Annotated in this window: 17 protein-coding genes; 8 read left to right on the top strand and 9 right to left on the bottom strand. The window is 66.1% G+C overall.

The window, feature by feature from the left end; all coding sequences use genetic code 11:
- Nucleotides 1-31: 31 nt before the first annotated feature.
- From NA10_RS00315 to NA10_RS00300, 4 genes are all read left to right on the top strand, one after another.
- Entirely contained in the window at nucleotides 32-997 is a 966-nt protein-coding gene (locus NA10_RS00315; protein ID WP_067561686.1) for a nitrilase-related carbon-nitrogen hydrolase, read from the top strand.
- A complete protein-coding gene (locus NA10_RS00310; RefSeq protein WP_245676919.1) occupies nucleotides 997-2046 on the top strand; it encodes an agmatine deiminase family protein in 1050 nt (349 codons plus the stop codon). The genes NA10_RS00315 and NA10_RS00310 overlap by 1 nt, the downstream gene beginning before the upstream one ends.
- Nucleotides 2047-2213: 167 nt before the next feature.
- Complete coding sequence (locus tag NA10_RS00305; RefSeq protein ID WP_067561683.1) at nucleotides 2214-3578, top strand: flavin monoamine oxidase family protein; 1365 nt, start codon at nucleotides 2214-2216, stop codon at nucleotides 3576-3578.
- Nucleotides 3579-4022: 444 nt separating this feature from the next.
- Nucleotides 4023-4376 (top strand): hypothetical protein, encoded by a 354-nt coding sequence (locus tag NA10_RS00300; protein WP_067561680.1) that lies wholly within the window; start codon nucleotides 4023-4025, stop codon nucleotides 4374-4376.
- A 303-nt stretch (nucleotides 4377-4679) separates the two neighbouring features.
- Here NA10_RS00300 and NA10_RS00295 read toward each other — a convergent pair whose 3' ends face one another.
- Nucleotides 4680-5150, bottom strand: coding sequence for a DUF4254 domain-containing protein (locus NA10_RS00295; RefSeq protein ID WP_084514163.1), 471 nt, complete (start codon nucleotides 5148-5150; stop codon nucleotides 4680-4682).
- Nucleotides 5151-5361: 211 nt separating this feature from the next.
- Between NA10_RS00295 and NA10_RS00290 the strand changes: the two genes are divergently transcribed.
- The gene (locus NA10_RS00290; protein ID WP_067561677.1) at nucleotides 5362-6201 is read left to right on the top strand and encodes a GntR family transcriptional regulator; all 840 of its coding nucleotides are present in this window, start codon (nucleotides 5362-5364) and stop codon (nucleotides 6199-6201) included.
- Nucleotides 6198-6785, top strand: a complete 588-nt coding sequence (locus NA10_RS00285; RefSeq protein ID WP_067561675.1) for a GNAT family N-acetyltransferase — start codon at nucleotides 6198-6200, stop codon at nucleotides 6783-6785. The genes NA10_RS00290 and NA10_RS00285 overlap by 4 nt, the downstream gene beginning before the upstream one ends.
- On the opposite strand, the gene NA10_RS00280 is transcribed toward NA10_RS00285, so the two are convergent.
- The 4 genes from NA10_RS00280 to eccD are packed head-to-tail and all read right to left on the bottom strand — an operon-like array spanning nucleotide 6782 to nucleotide 15167.
- A complete protein-coding gene (locus NA10_RS00280; protein ID WP_067561672.1) occupies nucleotides 6782-8230 on the bottom strand; it encodes an FtsK/SpoIIIE domain-containing protein in 1449 nt (482 codons plus the stop codon). The genes NA10_RS00285 and NA10_RS00280 overlap by 4 nt on opposite strands.
- Complete coding sequence (gene eccCa / locus NA10_RS00275) at nucleotides 8231-12253, bottom strand: type VII secretion protein EccCa (RefSeq protein ID WP_067561670.1); 4023 nt, start codon at nucleotides 12251-12253, stop codon at nucleotides 8231-8233.
- Nucleotides 12254-12270: 17 nt separating this feature from the next.
- Nucleotides 12271-13695 (bottom strand): type VII secretion-associated serine protease mycosin, encoded by a 1425-nt coding sequence (gene mycP / locus NA10_RS00270; RefSeq protein ID WP_067561667.1) that lies wholly within the window; start codon nucleotides 13693-13695, stop codon nucleotides 12271-12273.
- A complete protein-coding gene (gene eccD, locus NA10_RS00265) occupies nucleotides 13692-15167 on the bottom strand; it encodes a type VII secretion integral membrane protein EccD (protein ID WP_067561664.1) in 1476 nt (491 codons plus the stop codon). Before eccD ends, mycP begins: the two co-directional genes overlap by 4 nt.
- A 154-nt stretch (nucleotides 15168-15321) precedes the next feature.
- Between eccD and eccA the strand changes: the two genes are divergently transcribed.
- Both eccA and eccE read left to right on the top strand, forming a co-directional pair.
- Entirely contained in the window at nucleotides 15322-17157 is a 1836-nt protein-coding gene (gene eccA, locus NA10_RS00260) for a type VII secretion AAA-ATPase EccA (RefSeq protein ID WP_067561661.1), read from the top strand.
- Between the two features lie 69 nt (nucleotides 17158-17226).
- Nucleotides 17227-18945 (top strand): type VII secretion protein EccE, encoded by a 1719-nt coding sequence (gene eccE, locus NA10_RS00255; protein ID WP_245676916.1) that lies wholly within the window; start codon nucleotides 17227-17229, stop codon nucleotides 18943-18945.
- A gap of 81 nt (nucleotides 18946-19026) precedes the next feature.
- On the opposite strand, the gene NA10_RS00250 is transcribed toward eccE, so the two are convergent.
- The 4 genes from NA10_RS00250 to NA10_RS00235 all read right to left on the bottom strand — a co-directional run bounded on the left by NA10_RS00250 (nucleotide 19027) and on the right by NA10_RS00235 (nucleotide 25317).
- Nucleotides 19027-20184: a DUF7373 family lipoprotein gene (locus NA10_RS00250; RefSeq protein WP_157555902.1), complete on the bottom strand. Its 1158-nt coding sequence runs from the start codon at nucleotides 20182-20184 to the stop codon at nucleotides 19027-19029.
- A 159-nt stretch (nucleotides 20185-20343) separates the two neighbouring features.
- Nucleotides 20344-22239 (bottom strand): serine/threonine-protein kinase, encoded by a 1896-nt coding sequence (locus NA10_RS35145; protein WP_218021418.1) that lies wholly within the window; start codon nucleotides 22237-22239, stop codon nucleotides 20344-20346.
- Nucleotides 22236-24104 (bottom strand): serine/threonine-protein kinase, encoded by a 1869-nt coding sequence (locus tag NA10_RS00240; protein WP_169812507.1) that lies wholly within the window; start codon nucleotides 24102-24104, stop codon nucleotides 22236-22238. The genes NA10_RS35145 and NA10_RS00240 overlap by 4 nt, the downstream gene beginning before the upstream one ends.
- Nucleotides 24105-24153: 49 nt before the next feature.
- On the bottom strand, nucleotides 24154-25317 hold the full coding sequence (locus tag NA10_RS00235) for a DUF7373 family lipoprotein (protein WP_157555900.1): 1164 nt from the start codon (nucleotides 25315-25317) through the stop codon (nucleotides 24154-24156).
- Nucleotides 25318-25359 lie beyond the last annotated feature (42 nt).

Here is a 25359-nt window from a genome sequence, read left to right as displayed (position 1 = left end):
TCACCTTCGAGAATCGAGAGCCGGAGTAGTCATGAACGTCATCACCTGTTTCGAGCCGCCCGTCTCGCACGCGCGGGTCGACGCCCCGGTGCGCGAGCCGCTGCGCGTGGCGCTGGTCCAGCACCGCTGGCAGGCCGACGGCGAGGCCATGCGCGCCGAGGTGAACGAGGGCATCGCCCGCGCGGCCGAATTGGGCGCGAAGGCGGTCTTCCTGCCCGAGGTGACCTTCAGCAAGTACCCGGCCTTCGAGCGCGGCGGCGCCAATCCCGGTGCGGAGGCCGAGGATCTGACCACCGGACCCACCTTCACCTTCGCGGCCAAGGCGGCCGTCGAGCACGGCGTCTTCGTGCACGCCTCGCTGTACGAGCATGCCGATCAGGGCGACGGCCTGGGGTTCAACACCGCGATCCTGGTGTCTCCCACCGGTGAACTCGTCGGCCGCACCCGCAAGCTGCACATCCCGGTGACCGAGGGCTACTACGAGGACACCTACTTCCGGGCCGGCCCGGCCACCGAGGAGTCCTACCGGCCGCACAGCCACGCCGATCTCGGTGATGTGCGCATCGGCATGCCGACCTGCTGGGACGAATGGTTCCCCGAGGTGGCGCGAATGTACTCGCTCGCCGGGGCCGACATGATCGTCTATCCGACCGCCATCGGCTCCGAACCCGGGCATCCGGAGTTCGATACCCGGCCGCTGTGGCAGCACGTGATCGTCGGCAACGGCATTACCGCGGGCACCTTCATGATCGTGCCCAACCGGTACGGCAATGAAGGCGAAATCACCTTCTACGGTTCCTCTTTCATCTCCGACCCGTACGGCCGGGTGTTGGTGCAGGCCCCGCGCGACGAGTCCGCGGTACTGGTGGCGGATCTGGATCTGGATCAGCGCAAGGATTGGCTGACGCTCTTCCCGTTCCTGGCCACCCGCCGCCCGGACACCTACGGCCGGTTGACCGAACCGGTCGATCGCGAGCACCCGTTCGGGCGGGCGTGATGAGTGCCGAGGGTGTTGAGCGGGCCGGATGGCGTATGCCCGCCGAACACGCACCGCATCGCCGCACATGGATGGCGTTTCCCCCGGCCGGTTCGGAGATCACCGCGACCCAGGACGCGACCGATGACGCGCGGGCCGCGTGGACCGCGGTCGCGCACGCGGTGGCCGAATTCGAACCGGTGACCATGGTGGTCGACCCGGCCGACCTCCGCGATGCCAAACACCTGCTCTCCGGGGCCGTCGACATTCTCGAAGCGCCCCTGGACGACGCCTGGATGCGCGATATCGGACCGACCTTCGTGCATGCCGCCGATGGATCCGTCGCCGCGGTGGACTGGGTCTTCAATGGCTGGGGCCAACAGGATTGGGCCCGCTGGGACAATGACCGCAAGATCGGCCGGATCGTCGCCGAGGCGGCCGGGGTGCCGATCATCGATTCACCCATGGTGAACGAGGGCGGCGGCATCCAGGTCGACGGCGCGGGCACGGTGATCCTCACCGAGACCGTGCAGCTGGATCCCTTCCGCAACCCGGGCCTGACCAAGGCCGACGTCGAGGCCGAACTGCGGCGCACCATCGGCATCGACTCCGCGATCTGGCTGCCGCGCGGGCTGTGGCGCGATTCGCAGCGCTTCGGCACTCGCGGTCATGCCGATATCGTGGCCGCGCTGCCGTCACCGGGTGTGATCCTGGTGCACGATCAGCGCGATCCGGAGCATCCCGATTACGAGTTGAGCCGCGAACTCTTGAAGCGGTTCGAGACCGAGATCTCCTGCACCGGAAAGCCTTTCGAGGTGATCCCGGTGCCCGCACCGCGCACGCTGCGGGATGAGGAGGGCTTCGTGGACTTCAGCTACATCAACCATTACGTCTGCAATAAAGCGGTCGTTCTCTGCGGCTTCGACGATGCGAACGATGCCGAGGCCGCCGAGATCATGGCCCGGGCATATCCCGGGCGCACCATTGTGACGGTCGACGCGCGGGAGATCTTCGCGCGCGGCGGCGGTATCCACTGCATTACCCAGAATGAGCCGCTTCCGGCTCACTGACCTGCGTACAGGTCATGGGCATGATCCGGCCCGTACACGCCGATCTGGCGAATGAGGGGCGGGCCGGTTCACCGAATAGGCGCGGGCATGATCGTGACCGTGCGCACATACTGAATTGGCAACCTTCGGGTTATCCGAAGATTCCGAATTACCGGTAAGGAGCTCTCGTGGCTGTCATCACTCGTGACGTCGTGATCGTGGGTGCTGGACCGTCCGGCCTGACCGCCGCCGCGGAACTGCGCAAGGCCGGCCTGTCGGTGGCGGTACTGGAGGCCCGTGATCGGGTCGGCGGCCGCACATGGACCGGCGAGTTCGACGGGGCCATGATCGAGATCGGCGGCCAGTGGCTGTCCCCGCACCACACCGCAGCGCTCGCGCTGGTGCAGGAGCTGGGCTTGCAGACCTTCTCCCGCTACCGCGACGGCGAATCGGTCTACCTGGCCGCGGACGGCACCCGGCAGCAGTTCACCGGTGACGTCTTCCCCGCGCCCGCCGAGACCGCCGCCGAGATCGACCGCCTCATCGCCCTGCTCGACGAGCTCGCGGCCGAGGTCGGCGCGGAGGCCCCGTGGACGCATCCGCAAGCGGCGGAACTGGATTCGATTCCGTTCAGCATCTGGCTGGAGCGCCAGTCCGATAACGAGTACGCCCGCGAGACCGTCGCGTTCTTCGTCGCCGGCGCCATGCTGACCAAGCCCGCGCACACCTTCTCCACCCTGCAGGCGCTGCATATGGCCGCCGCGCAGGGCTCCTACACCGCGCTGGCCACCGATACCTTCATGCTCGACAAGCGCGTTATCGGCGGTATGCAACAGGTTTCGCAGCGTCTGGCCGCCTCGCTGGGGGCCGATGTGCACCTGAACGCGCCGGTGCGCAAGATCCAGTGGTCCGATGCGGGCGTCACCGTCTTCGCCGACGGCGATCTCGAGGTGCGCGCGGGTCGCGTGGTGCTGGCCGTCCCGCCGAACCTGTACGCGGGCATCAGCTTCGATCCGCCGCTGCCGCGCCGCCGCCATCAGATGTACCAGCACATGTCCTTCGGCTTCGTGGTCAAGGTGCACGCGGTCTACGAAACCCCGTTCTGGCGCGAAAAGGGCCTGTCCGGAACCGGTTTCAGCGATACCGACATGGTCTCCGAGGTCTACGACAACACCAACCACGGCGTGGACAACGGCGCCATGGTCGGCTTCATCGCCCACGAGCAGGCCGACGCCTACTTCGCCATGGGCCCCGCCGAGCGCAAGCAGGCCGCCCTGGACTGCCTGGTCCGCTACCTCGGCCCCGAGGCCGCCAACCCGATCGTCTACTACGAATCCGACTGGGGCACCGAGGAATGGACCCGCGGCGCCTACGGCGTCAGCTTCGACCTCGGCGGCATGACCCGCTACGGCCACGACCATCGAGACCCCATCGGCCCCATGCACTTCGCCTGTTCGGACCTCGCGGGCCACGGCTTCCAGCACGTCGACGGCGCGGTCCGCATGGGCCAGCGCGTAGCCGCCGCCATCGTCGCCCAGCGCAGCCTGGTCTGAGAGCGTCCCCCTTCCGCCCCGCACCGAATGGCCTGCGCCCGCGACCGATGCCAGGTTCTTGATCGGTTGCAGGGAAGCGACAGCGGTCATCGGTGTCGTGGCGTGGGGGGCTTATGCGGTACAGGTCGGGTCGATTCGTCATTGCCGCAGCGGGTTTGCTGCTGCTGATCGCTGGCTGCGGTGGCAATTCCGGTGGCGCCGTCGATTACGGCTCGTATCTCTCGGGCGACTCACCGCACCGGTGGTCGACTTCGATGTCGATGGCGAGACGCATTGGCTGGCGTCGGTTTTCGCGGTTGGTGTGCCATTGAGTCAGGCGGTCGAGGAATACGGACCACTGCCGATCCGGCCGCCTGGTCGACGAGCGTGTCGTACAGCTGGGGGTGTACGGCCCAGTCCGGAGGGCAGCGACTGCACCTGCAACCGGGCTATACGACGGCGCTCATGAAGCCGACCGCCACCCAACTCGATGACGCACCCCTGCACGCGGCCGACGATCCGACCGGTCTGGATTGCGATCGGGGCGTCAAACTCGGTGCCGGGGAACAGATATGGGGCATTGCGGTCAATCTCAGCCATGCCGCCAACTGCGACTTCGCGGTACATGTGATGGAGCGCCTGCTCGCGACGCGCGCGACCGCGCCGATGTGGAGCGATACCGCATCACCGGCCCGCGTCGATCGTGCGCGGTGGTGCCCCGGGCCGCGCTCGACACCGCCCTCGGGCCGCTCTCGCAGACGCCGCCGCTGGCCACCGCGCACGGTTGCCAGTGGCAAGGCTCCTCGACCCTGGAGGTGAGCACCCAGTGGACGGATCTGTCGACCATGCGGGGCGACGCCGCGATCGACCTGGGCGACGGACACCCCGCCCTGCCCCGAAGCTCCACTCTCACTTCGGGTTGCGAGCTGCTGTACGCCTATCGCACCGTGGCCGGTCGGCAGGAGATCGTCGAGGTCGGCATCGAGGGCGCCAAGGGACAGCGCGAAGTCCACTGCGCCACCGCACGATCGATCTTGGTCGCGCTCATACCCGCACTGCCGAAGGCGAATTGCCGTTCCGGGTGTGGTCCGGGCCACCCTCGGACCCGGACCACCGGAACGCCTACCAGGCCGGGAGTCGCCGGCGCCCGGCCAGTACGTCTCGGACGAGATCGTCGTAGGCGTCGGACAATTCGGCTAGATGGTGCCAAGCGCCGTGCAACATCTCGTCATGGGCGTCGAGGGTCATCAGCGCGTGGTGCGCACGGACCGACGCCTCCGCCAATCGATCGATGACCGACCCGACGGTTTCGGTGTGCAGGGTGGCGCCCAGCCGATGCTGGGGCACCGATCGCACAATCCAGTCGTCAATGGCCATCACCAATTCGATTCGGCGACGCTTGTTTTCGATAATGGCGGTGGGGTCGGTCTCGCCCCCCGTACCGCCGCGGCCCACTATGCGCCGCTCATGCAGCACCGCGAGATCATGGGCGAACCACAGCAGTGGTCCACCGATCACGCGGTGACCGCGGCAGGCGCGCAAAAGTAGGTCGGAGGTCGGTAATAGGCCGTGCGTCAGGGCATGCGCGTCCATGTCCGCATACTGATCGGACCTGTCGGACAAAGCCACAACGACCGTATTTGATGTCTCCGAACCTGCCACGTTGCCTCGCGTTCATCGTCGAACAACACCGCATTCAGGACGTTCATTACAATAAACCTCAGAATGTGCCTGTCAAGCCTTACACGGCGATTCGGCACCCGGAGTAGACTTCGGGGCCTTGAAGCAACAACCAAGGAGCGAGATGGCGGACGGTCCGAGATACCAACGGATCGCAGACCTCCTCCGCGAGGAGATCCGCGCCGGCAAGTGGAGGCCGGGCGATCGACTACCCAGCCACAATGAGCTGGCCGACCAGATGCAGGTCTCGATCACCACCGCTCGCAACGCGATTCAGCTCCTCGTTGCCGAAAATTTGGTGTACACAGCAACTTCCAGGGGCACCATAGTGCGCAGCCAGGAGGTGCTGGAATCGGTTGTCACCAACTATATTCGGCCGGATCGCCCGCGTGCGGTGAACGATATCTTCGTGGAGATCGCCCGGGCGGCGGGTCGCGAGCCATCCAAGCAGTTCAGCGCACGGATGGAACCGGCCAGTCCGGACGTCGCGCATTGGCTGGGTGTACAACGGGATTCGTGGGTGGTGTCCCGCACGGTGATGCAGTACCTGGACAATGAGCCGTGGTCGTGGGAGGTGAGCTTCTATCCCCGCGATCTCGCCGAGGCGACCGGAATCGACCACCCGTACGACATTCCGGAGGGCACGACACGCCGACTCGCCGAGCGTGGTTTCGCCGAGACCGCGCATCGGGATACCGTCGTCGCGCGCCCGGCCACCGCTGAAGAGGCCGCCGTGCTCGGCGTCGGTCCAGGCACCATCCTGCTGGACCACCTGCGCATCGGCGCGAACCATGAACGCATCACACGCGTCACCCGCCATCGTTCCACGGCGGCCCGCAACCGCCTGGCTTACGAGCTGGGCGACGACCCAGGTACGGACATCATTCGCAAAACACTCGGCGCCCCACCGCCTCCCGGCAACTCCCACTCCTTCGAGAGCTCGCTGCTACCCGGCTCGCCATGACCCCGCACCTACGCCCGGCCCGGCTCACCGACATAGGAACCATCACCCGGTTCCGGCTCCAGCGCACCAGCTGGCTCGCAGCCCGCGGTAGCGATCAGTGGACCCGGGCCGGACGCGGCCTGCCCATCGAGACCTTCGTCCGATCGGTGGCCCGCGCCGTCGACAATGGCGAAACGTGGATGGCCGAGATCGACGGTGAGCCCGCCGGAACCATCACCGTGAACGACCGCGCCGATGACGGCCTGTGGTCTCCCGGCGAGATCGCCGAAGCGGTCATCGTCCACTACATGATCGTGGACCTGCGCTTCGCCGGTCACCGCATCGGCCACGCGCTGCTCGAGCACGCGGCACACCTTGCCGCCCACAGCAATCGGGACTGGGTCCGCCTCGACGCCTGGACCACCAATGAGGGCCTGCACAACTATTACATCCGTGCCGGCTTCCGGCAGGCGCGCTTCGCGGGCCCCGAGGCCACCGGTCCCTCCGGCGCGCTGTTCGAACGACCTACCGCGAGTTGGCTTTCCACCCGCAGACTGCCCGACCCGGTCACCCACGCCGCCCAGCCCCGGTTGCACGCGGGCTAGCGAGCCAACTGAATCAGGTCCGGACCGCCGGCGCGGGTGCTGAGATTGCCGCGCCCAGGGGGCAGGAACCTGGGAAGGACACCCGCGATGAAGCCGCCTTCGTCGCGGGCGCCGGACATGATCAGGGCGGCGCGGCCGTCGGCGCGCAGGTCCGCCAGCACCGGATCGGCGTCGAACGCGCGGTACGCGCCGGACACCGGCCGGGTCAGGATCAGGTGGAATCCGAGATGCTCTGCCTGCGATAGTGATTCGGCCAGCGCGTCGAGTGGGTTCGGCGAGCCCGCGCGGACCACCCGCTCATAGTCGTCTACGAGCAGGTAGATCTCCGGCCCGGTCCACCAGTCCCGTTCCCGAATGTTTCGCGGGGTGAGATCCGGGCCAGGAAAGCGCCTGTCGAGATACTCGGCCAGGTCACGGGTCAGGATCAGGCCGGATTCATGGGCGCTCGCGTATCCGGCCAGATATTCGTCCGGGATCGCATCGGAGAGCGTCCGGCAGGGATCGATGGCCAGGATGCGCGCCTGCTCCGGTGTGGAGTTCTCGGTGATACCGCGAATCAGGTTGCGCAGCAACGTCGTCTTACCGCATTCCCGTTCCCCGAATACCATCAGATGCGGCTCGATATCGAAATCCATTGCCCACGGCAGTAATTCGGCTTCGGTGAGACCGAGGACGATTCGAGTGGGACCCTGTTCGACCCCCGCGTCGTCCGCCAGGCTCTGTAACTCGGCGCGGGTCAGATCGGTGGGCAGCAGGGGGATTTCGGGCGCGCGATAGTCACCGCGTGATCGCGTTGCCGCGGCCTCGAAGAGCGGCTCGACGATGACGGGACGGCGACCGCCCCGTTCGGCGGGATTCTCCGGCGACAGATCGATCCGGGTCAGGATCGCATTGCGCACCGAGGGACGGATCTGGGACCACGTGGAGGCCGTCAGTATGAGGTGGATGCCGTACGAAAGCCCTTCCCGGCAGAGCTCATTGACGCTGTACTCCATCCCGTAGTGGTCCTCGGTGAGCACCAACCAGTGGTCCACCACGAGGAAGACATCACCGAAACCGTCCCCCAGCACCGGATCGCCGATCGAACCCGCCTGCCGGGCGCTGTGCTGCCAGTCCCGGAATTCGGCGATATCCCGAATGCCCAATCGGGCGAAGCTCTCCCGGCGGCTCCGCAACAGGGCCATGAGTTCGAAGACTATGCGGCGCAACCGTTCATCGTCGCGGCCGTGCGCGATGGAGCCGACATGCGGGAGCGCGGCGATGTCGGTCAGGCGGCGTCCGAAATCGAGGCAGTAGAACTGCACCTGCTCGGGTGTGTGCACGGCGGTGATCGCGGTGATCAGGTCGTACAGCGCGGCGTACCGGTCGGCGTCCGTGCCGCCGACCAGCATCGCATTACCCGCCTCACCCGAGAGGTCGAGCCGCAGTGCCTGACCGCCGGGCAACTACAGGCCCGGCAGGTCGGCGATTTGGATCATTTCCTGACCGCGGCTGCGGGAGGCGAGGATGCCGCGGCCCGGGGGCAGCTTCATCGGGCGGATATCGCCGATGAGTTTGCCTTCGTCGCGGGGGCCGGACATGAGCAGGGCGTCCACCGACATGTTCTTCATCGCGCCCAGTACGCCGTCGTAGAGGGCGCGCGAGACGCCGCCCATCCGGCGGGTGACAATGACGTGCATACCGATATCGCGCGCCTGCGGAAGGTATTCGACAAGGGGCGCAAGGGGATTCATCATGCCACCGGTCGCGACCATATCGTAGTCGTCAATGACGATGTAGATCTCCGGACCGCTCCACCAGCTGCGCTCACGCAACTGCTGGGGTGTGATATCCGAACCGGGGATGCGCTTGGAGAGGTAGTTCACCACCTCCTGGATCATCGGTCCGCAGGTCTGCGAGGAGGTCGAATACCCGGCCAGCTGATCGCCTTCCAGCGCGCCCAGCAGGGTGCGGCGGTAGTCGATGAGGATGACGCGGGCCTGTTCGGCATTGGAGTTCTCCGCGATGCCGTGAATGATGTTGCGCAGCGCGGTGGTCTTACCGCACTCCACATCGGCGAAGATCATCAGATGCGGGTCGGCCGCGAAATCCAGGACCAGTGGCGCCAATTCGGCCTCGCCGATACCGACGACGATCTTGGTGGCGCTGGGCTGGATACCGTGCGCGTGCGCCAGCCGCAGCACCTGATCGCGCGGAATGTTCAAGGGCAGCATGCGAACATCGGGTGCGCGGCGCTCGCCGTACAGCGCGATCATCTGCTCCTTGGCCGCGGCGACGCCCTCGGGCAGCGTGGCCGGATCGGTATCGGAGTCCAAGCGCGGCAACGCGATCAACAGGTGCAGCGGATCGGCGGTGAGACCGCGACCCGGCTGATTGACCGGTACGTTCACCGCGACCCGGCGGCCCATCTCCGAGTCCGACGGATCACCGAGCCGCAATTCGATGCGGGTACCGATCATATCCTTCATGGCGGGCCGGATCTCGGCCCACCGGTTGGCGCTCAGGATCACGTGAATGCCGTATGAAAGACCCTGTGCGGCAAGGGCTCCGACCTGAGGCTCCAGGGTGTCGAAGTCCTCGCGGAACACCTGCCAGCCATCGATGACCAGGAAGACGTCACCGAACTTGTCCTGCAGGATGGGATCGTCCATGGCGCCCGCGGCGAGTGCGGCGTGCTTGCGCCGCCGGAACTCGGCCATGGATTCGATACCGAGCGCCGCGAACCGCTCCTCGCGCTGTTGCAGCAGGGTGATGAGCTCGGCGATGGTGCGCCGCAGGCGATCCACATCGAGCTTGCTGGCGACCGAGCCCACATGCGGGAGCCCGGACATACTGCCGAGACTGCCGCCGCCGAGATCGATGCAGTAGAACTGCATCTGCTCGGGCGTATGGGTCGCCGCGGCGGACATGATGATGGTGCGCAGCGCGGTGGACTTACCGGCGAGCTTGCCGCCGACCACCGCCACATTGCCCTGTGCGCCGGCCAGACTGATGGTGAGCACATCACGCCGCTGCTCGTAGGGCTTGTCGATGATGCCGATCGGCATCCACAGCTGTCCGTGCCGATTGACCGGCGAACTCCACTCCGGATCGGGCAGCAGCATATCGACGGTCGGCGACTCCTCCAGCGGTGGCAACCACACCTCGTGCGCCGGACGGCCGTGTCCGGTAAGGCGTTTCACCACCACCTGGAGCAGCGTATCGGGAATGCCCTCGTCCGCGGGCGGGGGTGGGGGCAGCAGATCGAGCGGATCGAGCGGGTTCTCCGGCTCGGGAAGGGCCAGCATTTCCACCGGCCCGGCGGTGAATTCGCGCGGCGGGGCCTCGGCCACGGCCCGCCCGTCCGCCTGCCGGGTGGCGCGCGGTGCGACATACGGTCCGGACACATAGGTGGCGTTGAATCGCAGCGGATCCGACGCATCGCTCTTGAGATAGCCCGAGCCCGGGATACCGGGCAGATGGTAGGCATCGGTGATCCCCAGCACGGCCCGAGACTCGTTGGCGGAGAACGTCCGCAGACCGATCCGATAGGACAGATGCGAATCCAGTCCGCGCATCTTGTTCTCTTCCAGGCGCTGCGAGGCGAGCAGCAGATGCACGTGCAGCGATCGGCCGAGTCGGCCGATCATGACGAACAGATCCGCGAAATCCGGCTTCTGCGACAGCAATTCGGAGAACTCGTCGATGACCACGAACAGCGCGGGCAACGGGTCCAGCGGCACACCGGCCGCGCGCGCCTTCTCGTAATCGGTCACATTGGCGAAATTGCCCGCCGTGCGCAGCAATTCCTGTCGCCGGTTCATCTCACCGGCGAGCGCGTCGCGCATACGGTCGACGAGCGAGAGCTCCTCTTCGAGGTTGGTGATGACCGCCGCGACATGCGGCAGCGGATCCATGCCCAGGAAGGTCGCACCACCCTTGAAGTCGACCAGCACCAGGTTCAGCTGATCCGGCGAGTGCGTGGCGACCATCGAAAGCAGCAGCGTCCGAAGGAATTCCGACTTGCCCGAACCGGTCGCGCCGATGCACAGGCCGTGCGGGCCCATACCGTTCTCCGCGGATTCCTTGATATCGATTTCGACGGGCGTGCCGTCGGGGGTGATGCCGATCGGCACCCGCAGTCGTTCGCGCCCGTAGCGCGGCCGCCACACCTTGGCCGGATCGATCTGCGCGGCATCGGGAATCTTCAGCAGCGCCATCAAACCCGGATCCGCGGTGCTCGAATTGTCGCCGAGACTGACGATCTGCGCCGCGGTCGCCACCCGGTATCGCGCGAGACTGCGCGAGAACGCCTCGGCCTCGGCGAGGGTCACCACATCGGCGGTGGCGAACTTCTCGGCGCCCGCCGCGCTCTTGGCGAAGACGTCACCACCGGAGGCCACGAGTTGCAGTCCGCGACGGGCCGCGAGGCTGTTCTCCGCCGCGCTCAAATCGATGACGGTGACCGCGTCCAAACCGGATTCGCTGATCAGCCGCTCACTACCGCTCACATAGCCGTCGTCGATGATGACGACGAAATGCAATCGCCCCTGTGTCGGTTGCGGATTGCGCATGAAGCGCCCGCGCTCGAGCAGATCGTCCGCGAGCGCGGTCTCGAACTCACCGAGTGAGCGGTACATCATGCGGGCCGCGCCCATACCGTCACGCTGGGTCGGATGCTGCAGCTGCGGCAGCCATTTCGCCCACGCCCACGCCTGCGAGTCCGGATCGGCGCAGACGATGGCCACGGCCACATGGTCCGGTCCGTGGAAGGCGCACAGCTCGATGAGCATGCCCCACACCAGTTTCCGCGCGTCCTCGGCCGGTCCCTCGACATTGATGGCCGGGAACGCGCGCAGCGAGACGGCGGTCGGCAGCTGATGCACCACCGAATGCGTGCGTACGAAGCGCCGCAGCGCCACGGTCGACACCGGCTCCAGATCCTCCAGCGGACCGGTCTCGGGTCGCGCGAGTTTGGCTGCGAGCCGGTGGGTTCCGATGCCGACCCGCACATGCCCGAAGTCGGGATCATTGGGCCGCCGCTCCCACATACGCCGGGTGCCGACCACCGAATGCAGATCGGCGGGCTCGGGATGACTCCAGACCAGCGTCTCGAGCTGCTTGAGCGCGGTGCGCCGCACCTCCCGCCGGGTCTGGTCGAGGTACCGGAAGTAGTCCTTGCGCTCCTCATTGAGTTCGCCGGCGCTCTTGTTGCCGCCGCGCTGACCCATGAACATGCCGGCCATCGACATGATCATCATCATCGGGAACATCATCATCATGGGGTTGGTCAGAATGGACCGCCCCATCATCGCCATCATGGCGATCATGCCGACCATGGCGACCACCATGACCACCGGCATCAGCTTGCTGAGCAGATTGCCCGGGACCGCGCGCGGGATCTCCGGCGGCGGCGTGAGCGCCATCTCACCGCCGGGCGCGCGGGGCGGCGCGATGCGCGGACGACGTACGAAACCTTCGGTAGCCATGAGTGTTTCTCCGGTCGTTACGAATCGAGGTCGGGCAGCTCGTCGTCGCGGCGAGCGCGCCGGAATGGAATCGACAGTGCGAGACCGATTCCCAGCGCGGCGAGACAGACGATGGACCCGATGACGGCGACCAGACGCGGCAAAGCGTCCGGCCCGGCGGGCTTTTCGGGGGCGGGGAAGGCATGCGGGGTATTCGCGCCGACGCCGATCGGCTGCGCGGGCAGCTGTGCGGTGAGCGCCGCCAGCGGATCGATGAGTCCGTAGCCGATGCGGTCGTCGCGCCCCGCGCCGGGACCGGGCGCGTGCGCGGTGCGGGTGATCCGGTCCATGATCTGCTGCGCGGACATATCCGGGAATTTCGCGCGCAACAGCGCGGCCAATCCGGAGACGTACGGCGCGGCGAAGCTGGTGCCATTGATGGACTGCGCCTCGCCCTTGTCGTTGTATCCGGTGGTGTTGACGAGTCCGGACGCGCCGGGCTTGTTATCCAATGACGTGATCTTGGTTCCGACCGCCGCCACCCCCACCCACGGGCCGTGCAGCGAGAAATCGGAGGGATTGCCGTCGGAGTTGACCGAGGCCACGGTCAGCACATACGGGCTGAACCAGGCCGGACTGGCCACGGTTTTCACCTTGCCCCAACCGGTTCCGTCGTTCTGGGTGCCGCATCCGATGGCGGAGTCCACATTTCCGGCGGCGGCGACCACCACGACGTCGCGGTCGTAGGCGTATTTGGCGGCCGCGCCCATGGCCGCGTCCGCGGAGTCCCCCGGGCTGGAACAGGCGGCCAGCGAGAGATTGACGACCTTCGCGCCCATATCCACCGCGCGCACCACCGATGCGGCGAGGGTGAGCACATTGCCGTAGCCGCCGCTGGTCATCTTGCCCGGCTGATCGCCGTTGTTCTGATCCTTGGCCTTGTACATTTCGCTGTTCTGCCGGATGGAGAGAATCTCCGCGTCCGGCGCGACCCCGACGAAGGCGTCATCCGGGCTCGGCCGCGCGGCGATGATTCCGGCGACCAGCGTCCCGTGCCCATCGCAGTCGACGGTGCCGTCGCTGTCGGCGGAGACGTAATCCCCACCCGCCTGGACCGGGCCGAGGCGCGGATGCCGGGTCACCCCGGTATCGATCACCGCGACCTTGACCCCCGCCCCCGTGCTGAATTGCCATGCGGCAGGCAGGTTCAGCACGCGCTGGGCGAGCGGTTCGTCCTTCTGCGCGGAGCCGGTCATCAGGGGTTCGGCGCAGAAGTGCTGCTTCTCGGTGACATCGGGCGGGGCGGCCTTACCGCTGAGCGCCTGCGCCTGCCCGAGCGCGCCGTCGTCGATCTTCGGCGGCGTGAGCTCGGCCGCGGCCACAGCCTGCGGGCTCAGCAGCGCGGCGCCGAGAACAGCTGTGGCGCAGACGATCCGAGCCCAGCCGCCCCCCGGCGATCTCATATGTTGCGCGCCATCGAGTAGACATCGGCTAGCCATAGCACCAGCGGGACGATCGATACGATCAGGCCGTATTCGAAGATCTCATTGAAGCGCCGGGTCACCGGGGTCACCTCGATGTGCGGACCGATCACGCCGAAGACGATGGCGGCCGCCGCGAAGGCGAGCAGCAATCCGGCCGAGACCAGCGGCATACCGTCGTCCGCCAGGGCGAGCGCCACCAGCAGAATCACGAAAGTCAGTGCGCCACCGGCGATCAGGACGGTGGCCTGGGTGAGATCGGCGAAGGCCCGCCCGCGCAAGCACAGGATGATCGCCACGACAACGGCGAGCGCGATGCCCTGCCAGCGCGAGGCGCCCAGCGGATCGGCCGCGGCCACCGCGCCGAAGGTCGCGCCGAGCGCCGCGCCCACCACCATGCCGGTCTGGAACTGATTGGCGACGCGGGCGCGCATACCGAGCCCGTGCGCCGAGGGCAGCACGGTCGCGCCGATGGCGCCGATGCCCTCGATGGTCGGACGGGGTTCATGATCGGCCGGATCGATGGCCGCACCGGCGGTCGGCACCGGCGGCACCGGGAGCCGGGCCAGCATGGCGGCCAGTCGCGGTACCGCCGAGAGCAGCAGAATCGACGCGACCAGCACTCCGGCAGCGAGTTTCGGGGTGGCGGTGTCCCAGCCCATGCGGACCGCGGCCGCGCAGCCGAGGAAGATCGCGAGGGTGACGGCCGCGGCGACAATGGCCGCGCCGGTGCGGATCAACCGGTAGCCGATGACCGCGACCAGCAAAGTCGCACTGGCGCCGAGCAATACGTGCGGCGCGCCCAGCGCATGCGGCACCGCCAGCGCCGCGCCGCCGAAGGTGAGCAGCAGAAGCAGCAGTGTGAGTACGGTCGCGGTCAACTCGTCCGCGTATTTGCGCTCGGCGATCATGGCCGCCACCAGCGCGGCGACCGCGCCGCCGAGCAGCATGGCCGGTGCGACGAATTGGTCTCCGGCGCCGCGCGATACGGCGCCGAGCAGCAGTGCGAAGAGGGTGGCGACGATGGCCGCGCAGAGTCCGGTCCAGCGCGCCGAGGCGGGCGACCAGCCGCGGAACTCCTCGGAGGTGAGCCGCGAGACCGCGTCGATCACATCGTCGAAGAGCGCGGGCGCTTCCTTGGCGGCGACGGCCCGCAGCACCAGCAGTTCACCGTCGTAGATCTCGGCGTCATTGAGCGTCTGGCTGGGCGCGATCATATCGCGGCCGAGTTTGGCCAGCGTCCAATGTTGCGGCTGGAGCGGCGTTCCCCCTTCTTCGCCGCCCAGTGGATCCGGATTCCGAGATTCGATAAGTCTGACCAGATCGCCGATGAAGGCGGCGATCGGCGCGTTTGCCGGTAGACCGACGTCGAGCTGGGTGTTCCCCCCGATGACGGACACTCGGCACAATTCGGGTTCAGCGGCGCCCAAGCCGCTGATCGACTGTGCGGTCACTTGCTGAACTGCTCCCTCACCCTCGTAACAGTTGCCCGCCCAGGGCGGTTAACCATAATGTATCCGACTGTCCGCAACTGTGCGATCCGCCCGTGTGGATGGGGATTGTGAACGAAAGCCTAACCAGGTTCAACGAATTCGGGGTTCGACTACGATGATCGACACTCGCCAGGCCCAACGCGCCTTCGACGCGGGGGTGCTCTCTCTGGGGTTGAGCATCGACGGGCAGGAGTCCAACAAGGACCTCGACTACGCGAAGCTGGCCTTTCAGCGCGCGACCGAGTGGGATCCCACCATGTGCGATGCCTGGTTGGGCCGGGCGGTAGCGGGTGAGGTAACCAAGGACGTTCTGCACAACCTCTACAAGTGCAGCACCATCTCCCTGGGACGGGAACAGCGGCGGTTGGGGCTACCGCCCCGGGTGCTTGCTGGACGTTTTCTGCCGGGTCTCTACATCGATTACCCGCTGGCCAGTTTCACCGAGATCTGGCTCGCGTACGCCGCGCATCTGATCGCGGACAAACAGTTCGACGAGGCCGAGACCGTGCTCAACGAACTCGAGCAGCATCGCCGGGCGCGCTCGGGTGAACCCGACTTCGAAATCGACGGCCGGGTCAGCAAATACGTGCGCGGCATCCTGCACTACAACACCCAGCGCTGGTCCGATGTGATGACCGTGCTCGCGGGTTCGGAGGGCTGGGAGGATCCCTATCTGGCCGCCGGCGCACATGTGATGGTGGGCACAGCGTGCGCGCAGCTGGGATTGTTCGGCGAGGCGATCCGGCGCATGGAACAGGCCGAGGCGGGCCCGATTCCGGCCGCCCGCACCGCGGCCATGTTCTGCCGCGGCCTGTGCCTGCGCGAGACCGGCGAGGCCGATGAGGCGCAGGCGCTGTTCGAGAAGGTGTATTCGCAGGCGCCGGATTTCGAGGCCAATACCGCCGCCATGCGCGATCGGACCTACCGCATCACCGTCACCTCCAAGGAGGTGATCGAGGCGCGCACCGATAAATGGGATCCGGCGTCCGCGCCGTCGCTGGAGGAGAAGCGGCAGGCCGAGAACGAGGACCGCGCCAAGAGGATTCTCGAGGAGGCGCGCGCCGAACTCGACAGGCAGATCGGCCTGACCGCGGTGAAAACCCAGGTCGCTCGATTGCAGTCGAGTGCGCAGCTGGCGAAAATCCGTGCGGAGAAGGGGCTTTCGGCCTCCGCCCGCGGGCAGCATCTGGCCTTCACCGGTCCGCCCGGCACCGGTAAAACCACCATCGCGCGGGTGGTCGCCAAAATCTATTGCGGCCTGGGCATTCTCAAGACCGAGAAGGTGGTCGAGGCCAAGCGCTCGGACTTCGTCGGCCAGCATCTGGGTTCCACCGCCATCAAGACCGAGAAGCTCATCGACACCGCCATGGACGGTGTGCTCTTCATCGATGAGGCGTACACCCTTATCCAGCAGGGGCTTTCGGGCGGCGACGCCTTCGGCCGCGAAGCCGTGGACACCCTGTTGGCGCGGATGGAGAATGACCGCGATCGGCTGGTGGTGATCATCGCCGGATACGACGGTGAGATCGACCGCTTCCTGGCCGCCAATGACGGTCTGGCCTCCCGATTCGCCAAGCGTGTGCAATTCCCCTCCTACACCGCGGAGGAGCTCGGCCAGATCGGCCAGGTCATTTCGCTGAAGCGGGATTCGGAACTGTCCGAGGGGGCGATGGAGCAGCTGGTCAAGACCTGTCAGAAGCTGTACGACCTGGAGAGCACCGATCAGAGCGGCCAGCCGCGCCGCGGTGTGGATGTCGCCGGTAACGGCCGCTTCATCCGCAACCTGATCGAGGCGGCCGAGGAGGAGCGCGAATTCCGGCTCGCCAATGACGAATCCATCGACCTGAGCCAGATCGACGCCTCGATGCTCATGCGCATCGAGGCGCCGGATATGAAGGCGGCATTGCAGACGCTGCTGAGTTCGCTGGGTCTGTCGTCAGCGGCCGACTAGCTTGTCTACGCACGGAGGGGGCTTGGCTGTGAACGAGTTGGCTGGTGCTGTGAACGGGGATTGGGCGCTGTGAACGACGCGGAACTGCGGTCGGACGATCTGTGGCTGTTCCGGGTGCTGCCGCTGCGACTGGTGATCCCGGTCGGGTTGGTCGGCGTGCTCGCCTCGCTGGTGGCGGTGGCCGCCAAAACGCCATGGTGGGCAGCGCTTTTGGCGGGCGTGGTGCCGGTATTGATCGGCCTGGCCCCGGTCGGCGGCAAGCCGATCGGCATGCGGCTGGGCCGCTGGGTGGCATACCGCTGGCGGCAGGCCCGCCGTCGCCCGGTGGAGGAATCCAAGCAGTTCGACGTCCCGCTGCCCGATGGCGGCAGCTACGGATTGCGCTGGGACGGAACGCTGCTCACCACCATGCTGCGCATCGACACCCCGCCCGACACCTTGACGCTGCTGCGCCGCGGCTCGCTGAGCACCGATCAGCTGCTGCCGCTGGCCGAGATCGCCTCGTGCCTGCGGCAATACGATGTCGAACTGGATTCGGCCGATGTGATCAGCACCGGCACCCGCACCGCCGGAACCGAAGCCGTACTGTCCGGATACGCGGCGAGCATCGCCCCGCTGGGGCGGCTGTACGACGAAATCCTCGGCCCGCTACCGGCCATCGCGCATCGCACCGTGTGGCTGGTGCTGCGTTTGAACCCGCTGGCCAACTCCAAGGCCGTGCAGAACCGCGGCGGCGGTCCCGAGGGCGCGCTGCGCGCGGCGATCGTCGCCACCCGCCGGGTGGCGAATCGGCTTGCGGCCCGGGGCATTACCGCTTCGGTGCTGACCACCGCCGAAATGACCGCCGCCACCCGCGAATTGACCCGCGGCATCCCGCTCGAGGAGTTCGTCGAAACCCCGAACTCCCTCGAACACAACGGCGTTCACCTCACCAGCTTCCAGATCGACCCGAGCCTGTTCACCGCCGACGGCCTGGCGGCGGTCTGGTCGGTGCGCAGCCTGGCCACCACGGTCACCGTGCGCCTGCGCCCCGCCGCGGCCTCCGGCTCGGACGGCGATCGCAAGGACGAGTTCATCGAAGTCGACGCCCGCGTCCGCTACGACACGCCCCAGACCATGGACGAGCCGCCGGTGAACGGGCTCCGTCCGCTGCCCCAGCGCCAATTGTGGGCGCTGACAGATACTTTGGCGTTCGGCGCACAGGAACTGCGCTCGGCCACGCACCGCGGTCCGGTGAGCGCCCTGGCCGACATCACCGTCCCCACGGCGGGCTGCGGTCAGCTGATCGGCGCGGACGCCTCGGGCAGCGGCGTGGCCGTGCCGCTCATCGGTGACGGCTCCCGGCGCATCGACATCATCTCGGACCTGCACCTGGCCCAGCAGGTCATCCTGCGCGCCATCGCGCTGGGCGCGGGCGCGGTGGTGCACACCGCCCGCCCCGGAGCCTGGCAACGCATGGTCAACAATGTCGGTGCGGCACACGCGCTTTCGCTGGCCTCCTCGGTGACGCACAGCTCCCGCAACAGCACCATGACCGCCCGCGCACCGCATCCCGCGGCCACGGTCATCGTCTTCGACGGCGTCCCCTCCACCACCCCGCCGGGTTCGGCCACGGTGGTCACCCTGCACGAACGCCTCCCGCAGCACTACCAGCCCGACGCCGACGTGACGATCGTGCAGCACCCCAACGCCCCCCACACCGTCACGGTGCACACCCCCGCCACCCGAACCACCGCCCAGCTGGTCACCACCCCCACCGAACAGCACTACATCGGCGCGACCCACTGACCGAGCATCCACGCACAAGCCCCGCCTCGTCAGCCCGCCGCCCTCGTCATCCCGGCGTGCTTGTGGCCGGGATCCACACGACTATGTCCACCCGCTGTTCACCAGTACCGCGAACTGCGCCGCCGCACGCTGATGCGCGTCCCGCACCTGCGCACTGGCCACCTGTGCCACATACCGCCCCGACCGCACGGTGCAGGTGAATCGCTCGGTGGCCGAAGCGGTTTCGGCACAGAACGCCTCCGGAACCCCCGGCGGCGGATCAGCCGGCCGCACGCCCGCCCGCATTTCGTTCAGCACCGCGTCCGCCGCCTTGTCATCGCGCGCCCGCGCCACCAGCCCGCCCCCGGAAATCCGTGCCACCGCATCGATTCCACCGAGCTCGAGCAATCGCCCCCACAGCGCCGAATCCGCGGCCACATGCCGAAATCCGCGCGCATCGAACACCGCCTCCTGATCGAAATTCGGCGCCAGATCTTCCCCCGCGTGCAGCGATCGCCGCAACATGTCCTGCGGGTCATACCCCTGCTGCCGCATTTCCCGTGCCGTCAGCGGCGGCAGCTTATCCAGCAAAGGCAATTGCGCCGCAATGGCCCGCTTGGTGAGCTCCTGCAACACAGTGAGATTCGGCTCCGGCCGCGCGACATTCACCACAATCAAATAGTTTCCACGCGCCAATGCCGCATCCAGCGCCGGAACATCCTGCCGCCAATGCGCTTTCGCATCCGGATACCAGTCCAGCGTGACCGGCGCACTGACCTTCGGCGCGGACCCGAACCCCGCCGCCTCCGCTTCGATGGCCGCCGTCCGCGCCGCGCCGGGCTCGGGAAACTGCAACACGGTAACCCGCACCCGCGTGGTATCGGGCACCGCCGTGGCAGCCATCCCGAACCCGAACATCATCCCATTGCGCTCGACAATCGACCGTAACAGCGGATCCACATCCCCACTCCCCCGAATAGCCCTCCCCGCCAACTCATTCCCCAACCGAGGCTCGATCTCCACCCCCGTGGGCACACCCCCCGCCAACCGCACAATCGCCAACTCCACCCCCACCCCGTCATCCCCCACCGCCACCCGCCGAAAATCCACCGGATCCACCGAATAACCCCCCACATCCAACCCCCGAATATCCACCTCCCCCGCCACCGGCGCCCCCGCCACCACCCGTCCACACCCCACCGCCCCCAGCACAGCGCACAACCCCAGCACCCCACACCGAATCACCCTGTGCAACTTCATAATCGCGTCTATCTGGCCTTCACGAGAAGAGCGTACTGCGCCACAACCCATCGCCGGACACGGTGGAGCCCTCCAACGGGATACCCAAGCACTATAGATTCGGGCATATTTGAACAGTTCGGTAGGCGTCACTCGAGCGGGGACGGGTGCGTGCGCCCGCTACTTCGGCAGCTTGTCGACCACGGATCTGGCAATGGATTCGGCTGCGGCACAGTGAGCTTCATTGTCATCATTCCCGTGGACTTGAATCTCTACCTGTTCTATCTGCTTCGCGACGTCACGGTACGAATAGAGTCGTGTGCAGATGGCCGCTACGGTACTTTTCGGCGCGAGCAGTCGCCGACCCTCACCGAGGTCGATCTGAGGATCAGCCGACGGTTTGGGTACAACCAGCCGGAGGTTGACCGCGACTTCGGAGGTTCCCTCCCAGACGCAGGTATGAGCGGAGTCCTCTGTGGGGCCGACCGGCAGCGGGCCAACCTGCGAATCCAGGGGTGTTCGGTCAACCAGTGCGCATGGGTCCACCCGCGCAAGTGATTGATCGGCATCGGCAGTGCGTGGCAGGTCGGTCACCGACGAAAGTCGAGTCAGCACATAATCGGCGAGCGCGCACTGGCTCGGGCTCCTGACTTTGACTATCAGTCCCCACTTCTGCTCCGCGCCAGTGGGCTGTAAAGCGCGCTCACAGGTACTGGCATCCTGGCTTCCGAGAATCGGCCACCCTGCTGCGGTGGCACCCGTTCGAACGAAGCCGGACACGTACGCGCCTGGCTCGAACGACAGCGTTTGTTTCGCGCCCCCATTCGCGTCACATCCCCAGACCCATGACGCAGTCAGAGTCCAATTCGATACGTTTGTCGGCCAACTCGGCGCGAGTCCGGCCGGAATCGAGTCACCCAGCGCCGAGCGCAGCCATGCGCATGCGTCAGCTTCACGCATCTGAGCAATCGTGTACTGCGGCGAAGCAGCTTGTCGATCGTCGCCGCGGCCCCATCGAACCCAAGCTGCCCCTGCGGTCCCCGCCACCACCAGAAGTACGGCGAGCAGAAGGAGCAGCATTCTCGACGATCGGCTTCGCGGTGGCCGATTGTCCAACAGCATGGTGCGCTGTTGCGCAACGCGGACTCCACGCCGCCCGCCGGACAGCACTGTCGTAGCTTCCGGATCCGCCGCGAGCCCCGCGAGCTCGATTGCAAGCCTGTCGATTTCGAGGTGAATGGGCTCCGACCATGGTCGCCTGTGCCCGGATGGCTGTCCCAAATAGTCCAAGATCTGAGTCGGTGTAGGACGTGCCGCAGGATCCTTGCTGAGGCACGGACCGATCAGCTCTCGGAGTTCTGGCGGCACTCGCGCGAGATCCGGTTCGGTATGCACAATATTGAACAGGGTGTAAGCCATTGTGGATGCCGCGAAGGGGCTGGTCCCAGTCGCAGCGATCACAAGCAGCGAGCCGAGTGAGAACACATCGCTCGCCGGTGTGAGTGGCTCTGACAGCGCCTGCTCCGGCGACATGTAGGCGGGCGATCCGAGCACCGCGCCTGCTTCGGTGAGTCCACCCGGATTTTCGGTCGCCGTCGCGATACCGAAGTCGATCACTCGCGGGCCATCCGAGGCCAGAAGGACATTGGCGGGTTTGAGATCCCGGTGAATCAAGTCGGCCCGATGGATGGCCTCCAACGCCGACGCCAGACCTGCCGCCAGCATTCTCACGGCCTGGGGCGGTAGAGGTCCGTACTCCTGCACGACCTTGTCCAGCGGCACCCCCACGACGAATACCGATGCCAGCCAAGGCGTCGCCGAATCGACATCGAAGTCGATCACCGGTGCCGTGAAGGCACCGGAAACCCGGGTCGACGCCGTTACCTCGCGGCGAAAGCGCGATCGATATTCCACCTCGCCGAGCAGGTGCGCGTGAATCTGTTTGATCGCGACGAGTCGACCGTCCGCACCGGCTCCGAGAAGCACCCTGCCCATCCCACCGGAACCGAGCACACCCAGGATGCGGTATCGGCCGATCTGTAGTGGATCTTCCTGGGCGAGTGGCCGTATCGTCATTTCGGCAACTGCGACATCACGGTGGAAAGCACCCGCTTAGCGCGATCGCAGGCACCTGGGAGCTCGTTGTGAGTAGCAAGACGGAGGGATACGACTTCAGCCATGTCGTTATGCGTCGGTCGCGCCATATAGACGAGCGTGCAGGTCTGGTACTGCGCGTCATTGTCGTCGATATAGACCGTCGCACCGTCAACTTGTATGGTCGTCGTTTTTCCGTTCACACCAAGTTTGTCCGGGCGCATTCGTTCGATGAAGCCGAGGTTCAACGTCGCATCGGCCCCGTCCAACCCACACTCGTTCGGGAAGCCACTGCGCCGCAAGCTACCACCGAGGACCTCGCCGGTGAGCCGTTGGTCCAGGAGTGCGCATGGATCGACCCGCCGAATCGAATTCGCCGGCAATGAGAGCTGCGGAGGGTTGACCGCGAGCTGGTTGGCGACAGCGAGCAGCGCGGACTCCGAGGATTTGCACCCATCGGACTTACCCGAGACCGACATCCTGATTGCCACGGCTGGACGCCCCTGCGTGACGATCCGGCGGTCGCAGGAGACTGAGATGCCATAAATCGGCATCCACCCGGCCACCGCACCGGTCGGAATCCAGTTGCTCAGAGTTCCATTGAGTTCCCCACCCACCGAAAGATCGAAAAGACGACTCGTGCCGCCCGGATCCTTGAAGCTGGCCGAGCACTTGCCTGGATTTGAGGAGTTGAAATCCCCACTCCGGGTGCCATTTTGACCACCTACCGACTTATCCAGCAATGTACAGAGATCCAGCAATCGCCATTGTTCTCCCGTCAGCGTCACCGACAGATCACTCGCAGGTGCCGCATGCCCGTCCTGTAGTGCCAATCGATGAGCTGTCACACCGGTGACGGTGAGCAGCATCAGACAACCGACCGCCGCGACGAGCGCACGTACCCTGCGCTGCCTCTGCGCCTTCAGCCCGGCAAGCTGCGCGTCGTACTTGGCGTGCTTTGCTGTGGTCTCCACCCACCAACCAGAATCGGATCGATGCTCGGCGATCGCATCCTGCACCGCGCCGGGCCAAACCGGTTCGGCTTCGATCTGCCCGACAAAGTCCAGCAGTTGCTCCGGCGTCGGTCGCTGCTGCGGGTCTTTGGCCAGACACTGGTCGACGATGCCCCGCAATGCCTCCGGCACCCGTGACGTGTCAGGTGCGGAGTTCATGACGTTGAAAAGTACCTGCGGAGTGGATGTTCCGGCGAAGGGGCTCGCACCGGAGGCCGCCATGGCAACGATCGCGCCGACCGAGAAAACGTCCGCGGCCGGGGTCAACGGCTGCCCTTGCGCCTGTTCGGGCGACATGAAGGCGGGCGATCCGATCACCGAACCGGTCATGGTCAGCTGCGCGTCGCCCTCAAACGCACGGGCGATCCCGAAGTCGATCACTCGCGGGCCGTCGGACGCGAGCAACACGTTGCCGGGCTTGAGATCTCGATGAATCAAACCTGCCCGATGGATCTCGATCAACGCCGCAGCCAACCCTGCCGCCAACAAACGCAAGCCGCCGAGCGACAATGGCCCGGTCTCCTCGATCACCGTCCTCAGTGATGGACCGGGAATGTATTCGGTTGCCAGCCAAGGGCTTTCAGATTCAACGTCGCAATCCACCACTGCGGCGGAGTATGCGCCAGTCACACTCCGGCTCGCCTCCACCTCACGCTTGAATCGCGTCCGAAACTCGACATCGCTCGCCAGGTGACGGTGAATCTGCTTGACCGCCACCAGTCTTCCGGTCGGCGACTCACCGAGCAGGACTCGACCCATACCGCCCTGACCGATCACAGCTACCATCCGGTTGCGGCCCAATTGGCGCGGATCTTGCGAACCCAAACCCTTCATGCGATCCCTCTCGCGTAATTCCCTTGGCCGCCGAGCGATTCGGGCACAATCATCCGGCATCCTTCAGCAACTGGTACTCAGCGGCTGCGAGCTGCCGGACATCTGTCTCCTGGTCGCTGAACACCTCGGCGACAAAGCCTTCGTGTGGGATCAGACAGCGGAAACGACGTGCCAATATGGTTGTCGAGTTCGGTTGGGTCGCCTTGAAGCACGCGATATCCGCCATGGCGGGTACACCGGACATCGGGACGTACTTCGACACGGTCGGGTCATTCGCAAGATGGGTGAGGTAATCACGGGCGGCCGCCGCGTCGCTCAGCTTGTACAGATACTTATTGTCCGACACCGCAATAGCCTTCACACCTTGGCTTTCGAAGTCTCGAGCCACGGCCGCGGGATCAGTCGCCTGCCCTGCGAATCCTCGGGGGCTGTAGACCGCGAACCGTTGCTGGTCTGGAACCGTATCGTCGGTCTTGACCAACCGGGTAAGCAGTCTGTCCTGATCCATTTTCAGCATCGCGAGCTGATCTGGTGCGGTGGGGGTGTAGCCGTCCAACTTGGGTATCTGCTGCTGGTATGCCTTTGAAACGAACCCCGTCAGCTGATCGAGGTCAGCCTGCAGGCTCTCGACATAGACAGCGATTACGACTGATTTGAATGCCATCCAGCTGCCCAAATTCGGGGTCCCGGGTCGCCAATGACTCAGCGCCGCCGGATAGCTGGACAAAGATACCGGCACGTTGGAGCTGTTCGCTCCGAAATCGCTGTGTTCCAACGCAACTGCCGCATCAGCGGCACTTTGATCATCGGGAAAAGCTACAAGCGAGATCGACAGCTCGTAGTGCTTGTGGTATTCACCGATGTACGGCGTATCAGCCGCGCTCGCGTTGAAGGCAGCCAATGGGCGGAAGGGCTGCATCGCCGGCGCGGACACTCCGTCGGCGTTCCGGAAGCCACTATCGGTGGCAAGCACGGTACCGCCGTGCCCTGCAGAGAATTCGGGGGCAACATCACTGCCGAATACGGCGCGTTCGCCCAAACGGAGCGACTCGACGAGCATCCCGCGTGTTTCGCTGGGCTGGTCGTCGAAACCGCTGTCGGGCCGCTGCGTCGAGTAAGGGCCGATATCCAGTGCCGAACTGTGATCCGTTGTCTGACTGCCATTTCCGCACGCAACGGAAGTACTCGCGATCGCAGCGATTAACGCCACCATAGCGAGTCGGCGAAACCGGAACCGCATGCACCCCCCTCTGCC

Origin of the sequence: Nocardia acidivorans NBRC 108247 (assembly GCF_001625085.1) — a bacterium.
Lineage (GTDB): Bacteria > Actinomycetota > Actinomycetes > Mycobacteriales > Mycobacteriaceae > Nocardia > Nocardia acidivorans.
Note: the sequence above shows the minus strand (reverse complement) of the source record. Positions and strands in the feature narration are given on the sequence as shown.

Excerpts from the sequence above, each read along its gene's own strand:
- mycP (WP_067561667.1), bottom strand. The coding sequence starts at position 13,695 with ATGAGATCGCCGGGGGGCGGCTGGGCTCGGATCGTCTGCGCCACAGCT.
- NA10_RS00310 (WP_245676919.1), top strand. The coding sequence starts at position 997 with ATGAGTGCCGAGGGTGTTGAGCGGGCCGGATGGCGTATGCCCGCCGAA.
- NA10_RS00240 (WP_169812507.1), bottom strand. The coding sequence starts at position 24,104 with ATGAAGGGTTTGGGTTCGCAAGATCCGCGCCAATTGGGCCGCAACCGG.
- eccCa (WP_067561670.1), bottom strand. The coding sequence starts at position 12,253 with ATGGCTACCGAAGGTTTCGTACGTCGTCCGCGCATCGCGCCGCCCCGC.
- NA10_RS00285 (WP_067561675.1), top strand. The coding sequence starts at position 6,198 with ATGACCCCGCACCTACGCCCGGCCCGGCTCACCGACATAGGAACCATC.
- NA10_RS00315 (WP_067561686.1), top strand. The coding sequence starts at position 32 with ATGAACGTCATCACCTGTTTCGAGCCGCCCGTCTCGCACGCGCGGGTC.
- NA10_RS00295 (WP_084514163.1), bottom strand. The coding sequence starts at position 5,150 with ATGGACGCGCATGCCCTGACGCACGGCCTATTACCGACCTCCGACCTA.
- eccA (WP_067561661.1), top strand. The coding sequence starts at position 15,322 with ATGATCGACACTCGCCAGGCCCAACGCGCCTTCGACGCGGGGGTGCTC.
- NA10_RS00290 (WP_067561677.1), top strand. The coding sequence starts at position 5,362 with ATGGCGGACGGTCCGAGATACCAACGGATCGCAGACCTCCTCCGCGAG.
- NA10_RS00250 (WP_157555902.1), bottom strand. The coding sequence starts at position 20,184 with ATGAAGTTGCACAGGGTGATTCGGTGTGGGGTGCTGGGGTTGTGCGCT.
- NA10_RS00300 (WP_067561680.1), top strand. The coding sequence starts at position 4,023 with ATGAAGCCGACCGCCACCCAACTCGATGACGCACCCCTGCACGCGGCC.
- NA10_RS00235 (WP_157555900.1), bottom strand. The coding sequence starts at position 25,317 with ATGGTGGCGTTAATCGCTGCGATCGCGAGTACTTCCGTTGCGTGCGGA.
- NA10_RS35145 (WP_218021418.1), bottom strand. The coding sequence starts at position 22,239 with ATGACGATACGGCCACTCGCCCAGGAAGATCCACTACAGATCGGCCGA.